Origin of the sequence: Sphingomonas pollutisoli, assembly GCF_029167165.1 — a bacterium.
In the GTDB taxonomy this organism is placed as follows: Bacteria; Pseudomonadota; Alphaproteobacteria; order Sphingomonadales; family Sphingomonadaceae; genus Sphingomonas; species Sphingomonas pollutisoli.
In genome coordinates, this window is the sequence record NZ_JARFNJ010000007.1 from 230,678 (window position 1) to 243,702 (window position 13,025).

Annotated in this window: 14 protein-coding genes; 7 read left to right on the plus strand and 7 right to left on the minus strand. The window is 67.0% G+C overall.

Going from position 1 to position 13,025, the window contains the following annotated elements:
• The first annotated feature begins 146 nt into the window (after nucleotides 1-146).
• The 4 genes from otsB (at nucleotide 147) to PX554_RS16885 (ending at nucleotide 4,330) form a co-directional block, all read left to right on the plus strand.
• Nucleotides 147-902, plus strand: coding sequence for a trehalose-phosphatase (otsB, locus tag PX554_RS16870; RefSeq protein ID WP_093224524.1), 756 nt, complete (start codon nucleotides 147-149; stop codon nucleotides 900-902).
• Nucleotides 899-2,695: a glycoside hydrolase family 15 protein gene (locus PX554_RS16875; protein ID WP_093224525.1), complete on the plus strand. Its 1,797-nt coding sequence runs from the start codon at nucleotides 899-901 to the stop codon at nucleotides 2,693-2,695. Before otsB ends, PX554_RS16875 begins: the two co-directional genes overlap by 4 nt.
• Entirely contained in the window at nucleotides 2,692-4,077 is a 1,386-nt protein-coding gene (otsA, locus tag PX554_RS16880; protein WP_093224527.1) for an alpha,alpha-trehalose-phosphate synthase (UDP-forming), read from the plus strand. The genes PX554_RS16875 and otsA overlap by 4 nt, the downstream gene beginning before the upstream one ends.
• 85 nt (nucleotides 4,078-4,162) lie before the next feature.
• The gene (locus tag PX554_RS16885; protein WP_176787164.1) at nucleotides 4,163-4,330 is read left to right on the plus strand and encodes a hypothetical protein; all 168 of its coding nucleotides are present in this window, start codon (nucleotides 4,163-4,165) and stop codon (nucleotides 4,328-4,330) included.
• Nucleotides 4,331-4,365: 35 nt separating this feature from the next.
• Here the strand turns inward: PX554_RS16885 and PX554_RS16890 are convergent, their stop codons facing one another.
• Nucleotides 4,366-5,655 carry an MFS transporter gene (locus PX554_RS16890; protein WP_093224528.1) on the minus strand — a complete coding sequence of 430 codons (1,290 nt, stop codon included), beginning with the start codon at nucleotides 5,653-5,655 and terminating at the stop codon, nucleotides 4,366-4,368.
• Nucleotides 5,656-5,779: 124 nt separating this feature from the next.
• Here PX554_RS16890 and pgsA point away from each other — a divergent pair, with 124 nt between their 5' ends.
• From pgsA to PX554_RS16905, 3 genes are read left to right on the plus strand one after another with little or no spacing between them, the layout of a single operon-like run.
• Nucleotides 5,780-6,331 carry a CDP-diacylglycerol--glycerol-3-phosphate 3-phosphatidyltransferase gene (pgsA, locus tag PX554_RS16895; protein ID WP_093224530.1) on the plus strand — a complete coding sequence of 184 codons (552 nt, stop codon included), beginning with the start codon at nucleotides 5,780-5,782 and terminating at the stop codon, nucleotides 6,329-6,331.
• On the plus strand, nucleotides 6,331-6,588 hold the full coding sequence (gene moaD, locus PX554_RS16900) for a molybdopterin converting factor subunit 1 (protein ID WP_093224531.1): 258 nt from the start codon (nucleotides 6,331-6,333) through the stop codon (nucleotides 6,586-6,588). Before pgsA ends, moaD begins: the two co-directional genes overlap by 1 nt.
• Nucleotides 6,585-7,025: a molybdenum cofactor biosynthesis protein MoaE gene (locus PX554_RS16905; protein ID WP_093224533.1), complete on the plus strand. Its 441-nt coding sequence runs from the start codon at nucleotides 6,585-6,587 to the stop codon at nucleotides 7,023-7,025. Before moaD ends, PX554_RS16905 begins: the two co-directional genes overlap by 4 nt.
• 192 nt (nucleotides 7,026-7,217) lie before the next feature.
• Here PX554_RS16905 and PX554_RS16910 read toward each other — a convergent pair whose 3' ends face one another.
• From PX554_RS16910 to queC, 6 genes are all read right to left on the minus strand, one after another.
• On the minus strand, nucleotides 7,218-7,910 hold the full coding sequence (locus PX554_RS16910) for a fasciclin domain-containing protein (protein ID WP_093224708.1): 693 nt from the start codon (nucleotides 7,908-7,910) through the stop codon (nucleotides 7,218-7,220).
• Between the two features lie 85 nt (nucleotides 7,911-7,995).
• Nucleotides 7,996-8,898 (minus strand): hydrogen peroxide-inducible genes activator, encoded by a 903-nt coding sequence (locus PX554_RS16915; protein ID WP_275503840.1) that lies wholly within the window; start codon nucleotides 8,896-8,898, stop codon nucleotides 7,996-7,998.
• A 202-nt stretch (nucleotides 8,899-9,100) separates the two neighbouring features.
• Nucleotides 9,101-10,690, minus strand: coding sequence for an alkyl hydroperoxide reductase subunit F (gene ahpF / locus PX554_RS16920; protein ID WP_093224536.1), 1,590 nt, complete (start codon nucleotides 10,688-10,690; stop codon nucleotides 9,101-9,103).
• Between the two features lie 185 nt (nucleotides 10,691-10,875).
• A complete protein-coding gene (ahpC, locus tag PX554_RS16925) occupies nucleotides 10,876-11,439 on the minus strand; it encodes an alkyl hydroperoxide reductase subunit C (protein ID WP_275503741.1) in 564 nt (187 codons plus the stop codon).
• A gap of 260 nt (nucleotides 11,440-11,699) precedes the next feature.
• On the minus strand, nucleotides 11,700-12,332 hold the full coding sequence (gene queE, locus PX554_RS16930) for a 7-carboxy-7-deazaguanine synthase (RefSeq protein ID WP_093224539.1): 633 nt from the start codon (nucleotides 12,330-12,332) through the stop codon (nucleotides 11,700-11,702).
• The gene (queC, locus tag PX554_RS16935; RefSeq protein WP_275503744.1) at nucleotides 12,332-13,015 is read right to left on the minus strand and encodes a 7-cyano-7-deazaguanine synthase QueC; all 684 of its coding nucleotides are present in this window, start codon (nucleotides 13,013-13,015) and stop codon (nucleotides 12,332-12,334) included. The genes queE and queC overlap by 1 nt, the downstream gene beginning before the upstream one ends.
• Nucleotides 13,016-13,025 lie beyond the last annotated feature (10 nt).

Below are 13,025 nucleotides of genomic sequence, written 5' to 3' on the forward strand. Positions count from 1 at the left end.
GACGCCAGCGCACGCCCGCGCCGGCTTTTGCATCGCGCCGGGGGAACCCTTTGACCGATTCGCACGTCCAACGGGTGGAGCGCCTCGTGTCCGCAGCGTAACGACATGCTAACGGGTGTTTCGTGCCGATCCCGAAGGAGAACCGAATGTCCGCCGCCACGGACGCAGTGATCTTGCCCGCGCCGCCGCCGACTCTGCTCGAGTCCGCCAGCCTGTTCCTCGATTTCGACGGCACTCTGGTCGATCTTGCCGATCGCCCCGACGGCGTTTCGGTCGATGCCGGCCTCACCGATCTGCTCGCCGGCCTCGCCCGGCGGCTCGACGGCCGCGTCGCGATCGTCAGCGGGCGCTCGCTCGCGCAGCTCGACGCGCTGCTCGGCCCGGTCGCGCGGACGCTGGCGCTGTCGGGCAGCCACGGCTGCGAGCATCGCTGGCACGGCGCCACCGCGCGGCCCGAGCGGCCCGACAGCCTCGACCATGTCGCCGAGGCGATGCACGCCGCCGCCGCCGGACAGGACGGCGTGATCGTCGAGGAGAAGAGCTTCGGCGTCGCGCTCCATTACCGGCTCGCGCCGGGTTTCGGGGCGGAAGCGCTTTCGCTCGCCGAGCGGCTCGCGGCGCACCATGATCTCGCGATCCAGCACGGCAAGATGATGATCGAGCTGCGCGTGCCCGGCAGCGACAAGGGCGTCGCGGTCGCGCGGCTGATGGAACGGCCCGACATGGCCGGAACCCGGCCGATCTTCATCGGCGACGATCTCACCGACGAACCCGCGTTCGTCGCCGCGCGCGATTCGGGCGGGCACGCCATTCTCGTCGGCGAACCCCGCGCGAGCGCGGCCGATTATGGCTTGCCCGATCCCGCCGCCGTGCGGGCGTGGCTTTTGGAGGAACATGCATGACCGCGACGCTCGATCTCTGGCCGATCGGCAATTGCCAGGTGTCCGCGCTGGTCGATCGCGCCGGGCGTTTCTCCTGGGGCTGCGTCCCGCGGGTCGACGGCGATCCGGTGTTCTGCTCGCTGCTCGATGACGCGCCGAGGGGCGGGGAGGGCGCGCGCGGCTTCTGGGAAATCGATCTCGAAAACGGCACCAAGACGACGCAGCGCTACATGCGCAACACGCCGATCCTCGTCACCCGGCACGAGGATGACGCGGGCAACGCGATCGAGGTCACGGATTTCTGCCCTCGCTATGTGCGAGAAGGACGCACCTATCGCCCGGTCGCGTTCGTTCGCATCGTCCGCCCCGTGGCGGGCAGCCCGCGGATGCGCACGCGCCTGCGCCCGGCGCGTGACTGGGGCAGCGCCGACACCGAGCGCACGCAAGGCTCCAACCACATCCGCTATCTCAACAATGCGATGACGCTGCGGCTGAGCACCAACGCGCCGGTCGGCTGGATTCAGGAAGAGCGGCTGTTCCGCATCGAACGCCCGCTCTATTTCTTCCTCGGCCCCGACGAGAGTTTCAGCGGTGAGCTCTCCGCAACGATCGAGATGATGCTGGACCGCACCGCCGCCGAATGGCGGCATTGGGTGCGTGGTCTCGCCACGCCGCTCGAATGGCAGGAAGCGGTGATCCGCTCGGCGATCACGCTCAAGCTATGTCAGCACGAGGAAACCGGCGCGATCGTCGCCGCGCTCACCACCTCGATCCCCGAACATGCCAATAGCGAGCGCAACTGGGATTATCGCTACTGCTGGATCCGCGACGCCTATTACACGGTGCAGGCGCTCAACAGGCTCGGCGCGCTCGACGTGCTGGAGGGGTATCTCGAATATCTCCGCAACATCGTCGACAGCGCGCGCGGCGGCCACATCCAGCCGCTCTACGGGGTCGGCGGCGAGGCGACGCTTGAGGAGCGCGTCGCGCCCGGCCTCAATGGCTATCGCGGCATGGGGCCGGTGCGGGTCGGCAACCAGGCCTATGAGCAGGTCCAGCACGATGCCTATGGCCAGATCATCCTGTGCAACGCGCAGGCGTTCTTCGACCAGCGGTTGTTCCGGGTCGCCACGGTCGAGGATTTCCGCGCGCTGGAGATGGTCGGCGAACGCGCCTGGGAAGCCTATGACAAGCCCGATGCGGGGCTTTGGGAACTGCGCACGCGCAGCCACGTCCACACCTATTCGGCGGCGATGTGCTGGGCGGCGTGCGACCGGCTCGCCAACGCCGCCTGGGCGCTCGGCCTCGAGGAGCGCCGCGCCTTCTGGTGCGACCGTGCCAACATCATGCGCGACACGATCGAGAAAGCGGCGTGGCGCGAGAACACCCGGCGCCTCTCCGCCACGTTTGGCGGCGACGATCTCGACGCGAGCCTGATCCAGCTTCTCGACCTGCGCTTCCTGGCACCCGACGATCCGCGGTTCCGCAGCACGCTTGAAGCGGTCGAGGTCGGGCTGCGGCGCGGCTCGAACATGCTGCGCTATGACACCGAGGATGATTTCGGCCTGCCCGAGACCGCGTTCAACGTCTGCACCTTCTGGCTGATCGAGGCGCTCCACGCGACTGGCCGCGATGCCGATGCGCGCGCGCTGTTCGAAGAGATGGTGTCGCGCTGCACCGCCGCCGGTCTGCTGTCCGAGGATATCGATCCGGTCAGCGGCGAATTGTGGGGCAATTATCCGCAGACCTATTCGCTGGTCGGCCTCATCAATTGCGCCGGCTTGCTCAGTAAACCCTGGAGTTCCGTACGATGAGCAGGCTCGTCATCATTTCCAACCGCGTCTCCGCGCCCAGCGGCGGCGGCGCGCAGGGCGGCCTCGCGGTCGCGCTGTCGGCTGCACTGCGCGAAAGCAACGGCATCTGGTTCGGCTGGTCGGGCGAGGAGATCGAGACCTTCACCGGCAACATCAACTTCCAGCGCAACCAGGGTGTCGCCACCGCGACGATCGACCTGGAGGCGCAGGATATCGACGAATATTACAACGGCTTCGCCAACCGCACGCTGTGGCCGCTGTTCCACTACCGGATCGATCTCGCCGAATATGAGCGCGGCTTCGCCGGCGGGTATGAGCGCGTCAACGCGCGCTTCGCCGAGACGGTGGTGCCGCTGATCGAGGAGGAGGATCTCGTCTGGGTCAACGATTACCACCTCATCCCGCTCGGGCGCGAACTGCGCAAGCGCGGCTGCGAGAACAGGATTGGCTTCTTCCTCCACATCCCCTGGCCGCCGACGCGGCTGCTGATGTCGCTGCCGAGCCACCGCGAACTGGTCGAATCCCTTTTCGCCTATGACGTGATCGGCTTCCAGACCGAGGACTCGCTCGATGCGTTCCGGGATTATGCGCGCTCGCAGTTCGAGGCCGAGATCGATGATGCCGGCGTGATGACCTATGAGGGGCACAGCGTCCGCCTGATCGCCGATCCGATCGGCATCGACACCGCCGATTTCCGCGCGAGCGCCACCAGCGAGACCGCCCGCGAGCGGTTCGCCCGGATGCGCGAGAGCGCGGACGGCCGCACGATGATGATCGGGGTTGATCGGCTCGATTATTCGAAGGGCCTGCAGGAGCGCTTCCTGGGCTATGAGCGCTTCTTGTCGGCCAACCCGGACCAGCAGGGCGAGGTGTTTCTGCTGCAGATCGCGCCGCCCTCGCGCGGGGAGGTGCAGAGCTACCAGGAAATCCGCGCGACGCTCGATTCGCTGTCGGGGCGGATCAACGGCGAGTTCTCCAACGTGGAATGGGTGCCGATCCGCTACGTGAACAAAGGCTATCCACGCGAGCAGCTCGCCGGCATGTACCGGGCCGCGCGGGTGGCGCTGGTCACGCCGCTGCGCGATGGCATGAACCTCGTCGCCAAGGAATATGTCGCCGCGCAGGACCAGGCCGATCCCGGCGTGTTGATCCTGTCGCGCTTCGCCGGCGCGGCCGAGCAACTGACCGATGCTTTGCTCGTCAACCCCCACAGCCCCGAGGAAGTCTCCGATGCGATCGCCACCGCGCTGGCGATGCCGCTGGAGGAACGGGTGAAGCGCTGGCGCGCGATGATGGACACGATCGAACAGCAGGACGTGTTCTGGTGGCGCCGCCGCTTCACCGACATGCTCGAGGCGACGCCGCACGAGGCGACGGCCTAACTGCCGGGTCTGCCCCGAAACGGGACGGGCGTTAACCTTACAAATGTGATGGCTGAGATCGTAAGCCGCGCGTTAACCTCGTGCCATGAGGAGTCGTCACCGCAGCGTCGCCAGGGTGCCGCGTCACCCGTTCCGCCAATCGGTCGCGCGGGCGCACGCGTCCCGCGCCGATCGCGGCGAGGACGATGACATCAAGCTCTTCGTGCTGAGCTTCACCGCCTTCTTCATCTGCTTCTACACGCTGATTTTCTGAAGCGCCGCTGTTGAGGCGGGCTTGTCAGAACCCCGTCAATCGCAGGCCAGATGCAGCTTCTGCGCGAGCCAGGCCGACACCGGCGACATCGCGGCCACCACGAACAGCATGTCCTCTGGCGTCACGCCGGCCGACGCCAGCCCCTGCACCATCACCGCGCCGACCACCATCGCGCCCGAATTGACGACGTTGTTCGCCGCCACGGTCCGCGCGGTCTGGTCCTTGGTCACGGTCGTCGTCAGGAACGCGTAGAGCGGCACCACGAACATCCCGCCGGTCACCGCCACCGCCATCAGCACGACGACGATCAGCACGCCGTGGGGGATTTCGAGGAACGTCGTCAGATCATACAGCGTGCCCGCCGGCGCATGCGGGAAGGTGCGCGTCAGCAGCGAAAAGACGACGATGCACGCGCCCATCGCGAGCACGCAGAACGGGCCGAACTTGGCGCTGGTATGCCCGCGCAGCAGCGCGTTGATCGCCACCGAACCGATCGCCACGCCGACCGAGAACAGCGCGATCACGAAGGTCGAGACCTGCTTGTCGGCGGTCAGCACGTTCTTCACCAGCGGCGGAAAGATGATGATGAGCACCGCGCCCATCGTCCAGAAGAAGCTGATCGCGCAGATCGCGAGGAACAGCCGCGGGATGTGCATCGTCGCGTTGATGAGCCGCCACGACGAGGTGAACGGGTTGAAGTTGACCGTCAGCTTCGGCCCCATGCGCGGCGCGGGCGGCACCAGCAGCGCCATCAGCCAGCCGATCGCGGCCACCACCAACACCGTGATCGCGGTGCCGCGCACCGACAGCAGCCCGGCCGCGACCGTGCCCATCAGGATCGCGAGATAGGTCGCCGCCTCGACGAGTCCGGTGCCGCCGAGCACCTCGTCATCCTCGAGATGCTGCGGCAGGATCGCATATTTGATCGGCCCGAAGAATGCCGAATGCACGCCCAGGCACAGCACCGCCGACAGCATCATGACCAGCCCGAGCGTGGTCAGCCCCGAACTCGCCACCAAGAGGCCGCCCGCGCCGAGCAGCATGATGCCGACCTCCGCGGTCTTGACGATGCGGATGATGCTCGCCTTGTCGTGCGTATCCGCCAATTGCCCCGACAGCGCCGACAGCAGAAAGAACGGGATGATGCCGATCGCGGTGGCGAGCGCGTTGAAATTCTGCTCGCCCGATGGATTGTGGAAAATCTGATAGGTGGCGAACAGCACCATCGCCGTCTTGAACAGATTGTCGTTGAATGCTCCCAGAAACTGCGTCGTGAAAAGCGGCAGGAACCGGCGCTCTTTCAGCAAGCCGAGCGCGTTGAGCATGTTAGGGTCCGTGGTCAGTGAATGGCGAAAAGATGGCAACGCATAGACGAGGCGGCAAGGGAGCGGCAACCTACTTGTCATCCACGGCTTTCGCTGAGAGGGTGAGGAGGGTAGAGCGGCACCGATGCTGACCCTGCCGAACCTGCTCACCTTGTCGCGAATCGTCGCGGTGCCGTTGCTCGTCTGGGCGCTGTGGTGGCCGGCCTGGGCGACCGGTTACGCGATCGGCTTCGCGCTCTATTGCCTGATGGGCATCACCGATTATTTCGACGGCTATCTCGCCCGCGCGCAAGGCACGGTCTCGAAGCTCGGCATCTTCCTCGATCCGATCGCGGACAAGATCATGGTCGCGGCGGTGGTGCTGCTGCTCGTCGCCGATCACGATATCGCCGGGGTGAACCTGATCGCCGGGCTCGTCATCCTGCTGCGCGAGATCGCGGTATCGGGCTTGCGCGAATTCCTCGCGCAACTGCAGGTCTCGGTGCCGGTATCGCGGCTCGCCAAGTGGAAGACGACGCTGCAACTCGTCGCGCTCGGCGGGCTGATCCTCGCCGGGGCTTTGCCGGGGTGGCCGTGGCTGCAGACGATCAGCCTCGTCGCTTTGTGGGGTGCGGCCGCGCTCACCCTCGTCACCGGCTGGGATTATCTCCGCGTCGGCCTGAAGCACATGGACTGATGACGACCGAGATCCTCTATTTCGCCTGGGTGCGCGAGAAGATCGGCACCGGCGCCGAGACGCTCGATCTTCCCGCCGGCCTCGCGACCGTGGCCGATCTGGTCGCGTGGCTCGCGGGGCGCAGCCCCGGCCACGCCGAAGCCTTCGCCGATCCCACCCGGTTGCGCGCGGCGCTCGACCAGAATTTCGTCGCGCTCGACGCGCCGCTCGGCCGGCCGCGCGAAGTCGCGATCTTCCCGCCGGTGACGGGCGGATGATTGCGGTCATGGTCGATCCCACACCGATCGACATCGGCGCGGAATATGCCGCGATCGCGGTGGATGGGGCAGGGGGCATCGCCACCTTCGCCGGGCTGGTCCGCGCCGACGACGGCGTCACGGCGCTGACGCTCGAACATTATCCCGGCGCGACCGAGGCGGCTCTGGTGGCGCTCGCCGAGGCGGCGGCCGCGCGCTGGGCGCTGAGTGCGGCGCGGATCACGCACCGCGTCGGGCGGATGGTCCCCGGTGACACGGTGGTGTTCGTCGCCACCGCCGCCCGCCACCGCGCCGCCGCGCTGGAGGCCTGCGCCTTCCTGATCGACCGGCTCAAGACCGACGCGCCGTTCTGGAAAAAGGAAACCCTCGCCGGCGCCGAGCGCTGGGTGGAACCACGCGACAGCGACGACGCCGCCGCTGCGCGGTGGCGGCCCTAAACACACCCGTTCGTCCCGAGCGCAGTCGAGGGACAGCCCGGAGTGACAGGTGTCTCGACTTCGCTCGACACGAACGGGGTACGGGCTTAAAATCTACCGCCGTTCGCCCTGAACTTGTCGAAGAGCGTGCCGCAAGCGATACCGCCAGTGGCACGTGCTTCGACTTCGCTCAGCACGAAAGGCAGTTGCGCGTTAGCCCAGCTTCGGCAGCAGCACGCCGTTGACGACATGCACCACGCCGTTCGACTGCATCACGTCACCGGTCGAGATATAGCTCTTGTTGCCGTTGACGTCGGACAGTTCGATCACGTTGTTGTTGACCGTCACCTTGAGCGGCTCGCCCTCGACCGTGGTCAGCGTGGTGCTGCCGCCGGCGGCGGTGGCCTGTGCCTGCAACTGAGCGATCGTGATCTTGCCGGGAACGACGTGATAGGTCAGCACCTTGGTCAGCGTCGCCTTGTTGGCGGGCTTGAGCAAAGTATCGACCGTCCCAGGCGCGAGCCGCCCGAACGCATCGTCGGTCGGCGCGAACACGGTGAACGGCCCTGGGCCCGAGAGCGTGGGGACGAGCCCGGCGGCGGTCACCGCCTTCACCAGAGTCGACAGGGTGGGGGCCGCCGCCGCGTTGACCGGAATCGGCTTGCTCGCGTCCATCGCCGCGCCGCCGACGGTCGGGTTGGGGGCCGCGGCCTGATCGGCGGGCGCCGCGCCCGTCGCCGGCGCCCCCGGCGTTGCGGTGCCGGGCTGGGCAGTGCCGGGCTGTGCCGTTCCGGGCTGGGCCGTGCCGGTCTGCGGCATGGTCTGGCCCGCCGTCTGGGCGGAGCCGCTCGTGGCGACCATCAGCGCGGCGATCGCGGCGAGCGAAGCAGTGGTGGTGCGGATCATCGAATTCTCCAAGCGTTACGGGTGGCGCCGTCGCGGGCGCTCCGTGGAAATACGGATCAGGACCGAAATGGTTTCGTCCGCCTCTTTAATGTACCTCGGTCAGAGCGTCGGCGAGCAACTGGAAATCCTTCTCGCGCGGGGATGCGCGCCGCCACACGAGCGCGATCTTGCGCGACGGATTCGCCGCCGACAGCGGCCGCGCGACGAGGTGCGTATGGTCGAGAATGCCCGCGTTGAGCGCCATTTCGGGCAGCATCGTCACACCCAGGCCGTTGTCGACCATCTGCACGATCGTATGGAGCGACGTGCCGAGCATCGTCGCCTCGGCGCGCAGCTCGGGGCGGTTGCATGCGGCGAGCGCATGGTCCTTGAGGCAATGCCCGTCCTCCAGCAGCAGCAGCCGCGTCTCGTCGATCGCGTCGGCGCTGACGCTCGCGCCGCCCGCGCCGATCTCCGCTTCTGGCCCGGCGAGGAACAGCCGGTCCTCGAACAGCACCTGCGCTGTCACCTCGCCGCACGCATAGGGCAGCGCGAGCAGCACGCAGTCGGCGCGGCCCTGGCTCAGGCTTTCGCACGCCGGGCCGCTCGCCTCTTCGCGCAGGAATAGCCGCAGTTCGGGATAGTCGCGCCGCAGCCGGGGCAGGATACGCGGCAGCATGAACGGCGCGATCGTCGGGATCACGCTCATCCGCATGTCGCCCGACAGCGGCCGCCCGGCGGCACGCGCCATGTCGCCCAGTTCCTCCGCCTCGCGCAGCACGCGCCGCGCCTTCTCGGCGATACGGTCGCCGAGCGGCGTGAAACGCACCACGCGCCGGGTCCGCTCGACCAGCACCACGCCGATCAGCGTCTCAAGCTCGCGTATTCCCGCAGAGAGCGTTGATTGCGTGACGAAACACGCATCCGCCGCGCGCCCGAAATGGCCGCTGTCCTGAAGCGCGACCAGATACTGGAGCTGTTTCAGCGTGGGGAGATAGGTGGCGGCCAGTGCAGTGCTCCATAATGTCCGTTGCCCCGGCGCAGGCGGGGCCGCTGGGTGGGGGCGACCCGCCGCCAGATTACGCACCGGCCCCGGCCTGCGCCGGGGCGACGCTTCGCGACACCGTCACCCCAGCGCAAGCGGGAGTCCAGGGCCGCAGGCGAGACGCTCGCGGCTCCAGACCCCCGCCCGTGCGGGGAACGCAGCGTCTTTACGCCGCGACCAGCTCCTGCTCCGCCGCATCGACCGGCTCGTTGCGGATCAGATAGTCGAACGCGCTCAGTGCCGCCTTAGCGCCGTCCCCCGCCGCAATCACGATCTGCTTGTACGGCACCGTCGTCGCGTCGCCGGCGGCGAAGATGCCGGGGCGCGAGGTCTCGCCGCGATGATCGACCTCGATCTCGCCGCGCGGCGACAAGGCGACGGTGTCGCGCAGGAACTCGGTGTTCGGCACCAGCCCGATCTGGACGAAGATCCCCTCCAGTTCGATCTCGTGATGCGTGTCGTGGTTGCGATCCTTGTAGATCAGCCCCGACACCTTCTCGCCGTCGCCGAGCACCTCGGTGGTGAGCGCCGAGGTGATGATCTTGACGTTGGGCAGGCTGGCGAGCTTGCGCTGGAGCACCGCGTCGGCGCGCAGATCGCTGTCATATTCGATCAGCGTGACGTGCGCGACGATGCCGGCGAGGTCGATCGCGGCCTCGACGCCCGAATTGCCGCCGCCGATCACCGCGACGCGCTTGCCCTTGTAGAGCGGGCCGTCGCAATGCGGGCAATAAGCGACACCCTTGTTCTTGTACGTGTCCTCGCCGGGCACGTTCATCTGCCGCCAGCGCGCGCCGGTCGAGAGGATCAACGTGCGCGTCCTGAGGCTCGCGCCGTTGGCGAGACGCACCTCGTGGAGACCGCCGGCCTCGCTCGCCGGGATCACCTTCTCGGCGCGCTGCAGGTTCATGATGTCGACATCATAGTCGCGCACGTGGCGTTCGAGATCGGCGGCGAACTTCGGCCCTTCGGTGTGCGGCACCGAGGCGAAATTCTCGATCGCCATCGTGTCGAGCACCTGCCCGCCGAACCGCTCGGCGGCGATGCCCGTGCGGATGCCCTTGCGCGCGGTGTAGATCGCGGCGGCGGCACCGGCGGGGCCGCCGCCGATGATGAGCACGTCGAACGGCGCCTTGCCCTTGATCTTCTCGGCGGCGCGGCTTTCCGCGGCGGTATCGATCTTGGCGACGATCTGTTCGAGCTCCATGCGGCCGCTCGCGAACGGTTCGCCGTTCAGGAACACGGTCGGCACCGCCATCACCTTGCGCTCTTCGACCTCGGCCTGGAACAGCGCGCCGTCAATCGCGGTGTGCTTGATGCGCGGGTTGAGCACCGCCATCAGGTTGAGCGCCTGCACGACGTCCGGGCAGTTCTGACAGGTCAGCGAAAAATAGGTCTCGAAGCTGAAATCGCCGTCGAGATTCTTGACCTGTTCGATCAGCTCGGCCGCCGCCTTCGACGGATGCCCGCCGACCTGCAGCAGCGCGAGCACGAGGCTGGTGAACTCATGCCCCATCGGCAGGCCGGCGAAGCGCACGCCGATATCGGTGCCGACGCGGCGGATCATGAAGCTGGGCTTGCGCGCGTCGATGCCGTCGACGACCGCGATCTTGTCGGAGAGCGCGGCGATCTCGTTCAGAAGCTCGCCCATCTCGCGCGACTTGGCATCGTCGCCGAGCGAGGCGACCAGCTCGATCGGCTGCTTGATGTTGACGAGATAGGCCTTGAGCTGCTGCGTCAGATTTGCGTCGAGCATGGGTGAAACTCCTCATTGGATGAGTACCGCTACCCCGTTCGTGTCGAGCGAAGTCGAGACACTGGGAGATTTGATGTCCCTCGGCTGCGCGCGGGACGAACGGACATGCGGTTCTACTTAAAGACAAATGGCCCGGGGCGGACGGTCATCCACCCCGGGCCACGTGCGACCCCAGGGGCTATCGGTTAGATCTTGCCGACGAGATCGAGCGACGGGGCGAGCGTGGTCTCACCCTCTTCCCACTTGGCCGGGCACACTTCGCCGGGGTGCGACGCCCAATATTGCGCGGCCTTGATCTTGCGCAGCAGTTCGGCGGCGTTGCGGCCCACGCCCTCGGGCGTGATCTCGACGAGCTGCACCACGCCGTCCGGATCGGCGACGAAGGTGCCGCGATCGGCGAGGCCGACGCCTTCACGCAGGATGTCGAAATTGTTCGAGATCACGTGGTTCTGGTCGCCCAGCATGTAATAGTTGATCTTGCTGATCGCCGGCGAGGTGTCGTGCCATGCCTTATGGCTGAAATGCGTGTCGGTCGAGACCGAATACACTTCGACACCCATCTTCTGCAGCGTCGGGTAGATATCGGCGAGGTCTTCGAGTTCGGTCGGGCAAACGAAGGTGAAGTCCGCAGGGTAGAAGAAGAATACTGACCACTTGCCCTTGACGTCCGCATCGGTGACGTCGACGAACTTGCCTTCCTTATACGCGGTCGCGGTGAACGGTTTGATCGTCTTGCCGATGATCGACATGCAATTTTCTCCTTTGCAGTGGACGAGGCGGATATAGGCGAATCGCCCGCCCACGGGAAATTGGGAAGTTCGTTCTGACCGATCGAGTAGAACGATCAGTGCAAAGATATTGAGTGATTTCGCAAGCGCAAGAGCTCGCCCCACCTGCTCTCCTCCCTGAAAGGGAGGGGCCGGGGGTCGGTAGGCTTGTGGCACGCGCGCCGTTCCCTCTCGGGCCAACCCACCCCCAACCCCTCCCTTCCAGGGAGGGGAGAAGGAAATCACCGCAATCCCAGAAACTTGTGCGTTTGCAGGCTCAGCCGCCACTTGGGTCGCGCCATCGCCAGCGCGATCGCGGCCGCCTGATTGTCGACCGCCGTCGCATCATCCATCGGTTGGACGAGGAAGTTGGCGAAATCCCAGCGTTCCAGCGCTTCGGGGTCGCTGCCCGCCTGCGGCCACACCAGTTTTAGTTCGTCGCCGGAGCGCTGCACCACCACGCTGCCCGCCTTGGGGCTGACGCACACCCAGTCGATGCCGGGGTGGACGGGCAGGGTGCCGTTGGTCTCGATTGCGATTCGGAAGTCCGCCGCGTGCAGCGCGTCGACCAGAGCGTCGTCCACCTGCAACATCGGCTCGCCGCCGGTCAGCACGACGAAGCGCGACTCGCGGCCGTCGCCCCAGAAGCGCGCCACCGCCGCCGCGAGCGCGCCCGCATCGGCGAAGCGCCCACCGCCCAGCCCGTTGATCCCGACGAAATCGGTATCGCAAAACCGGCACACCGCAGTGCCGCGATCCTCCTCGCGCCCCGACCAGAGGTTGCACCCGGCGAACCGCACGAACACCGCGCGGGCGCCCGCATTCACCCCCTCGCCTTGCAGCGTGAGGAACATCTCCTTGACCGCGTAGGACATCAGATCGCGTAAACGGTGGGGTCGGGCAACCCCGCCTCGGCGAATCCCTTGGCGCGCAGCCGGCAGCTATCGCACTGGCCGCAATGCACCCCACCGGGCGCGGGATCGTAGCACGACCAGCTCATCCCCGCGTCGAGTCCGAGTCGCGCCGCCTCGCGCACGATGTCGGCCTTGGTCATATGCTGGAGCGGCGCGCGGACGCGGAAGCGCTCGCCCTCGACGCCGGCCTTGGTCGCGACCTCGGCCATGTCCTCGAACGCGGCGATGAACTCGGGCCGGCAATCGGGATAGCCCGAGTAATCGAGCGCGTTGACGCCGATATACAGGTCGCGCGCGCCCGCCGCCTCGGCCCAGCCGAGCGCGAGGCTGAGGAAGATCGTGTTGCGCGCCGGCACGTAGGTGACGGGTATGCCGTCGCCGACGCCATCCTTGGGCACCGCGATATCGGCGGTCAGCGCCGATCCGCCGAACGCCGACAGATCGAGCGGCAGCACGACATGGCGTTCCGCGCCGAGCATGGCCGCGATCCGCCGCGCCGCGGCCAGTTCGATCTGGTGGCGCTGGTTGTAATCGATCGACAGCGCGAGCAGCCGGTGCCCGTCCTCGCGCGCGCGCGCCGCCGAAACCATCGAATCGAGGCCGCCAGAAATGAGGGCGACCGCCAGGGTGTTGCCGCGTGTCATGATCGTCCCA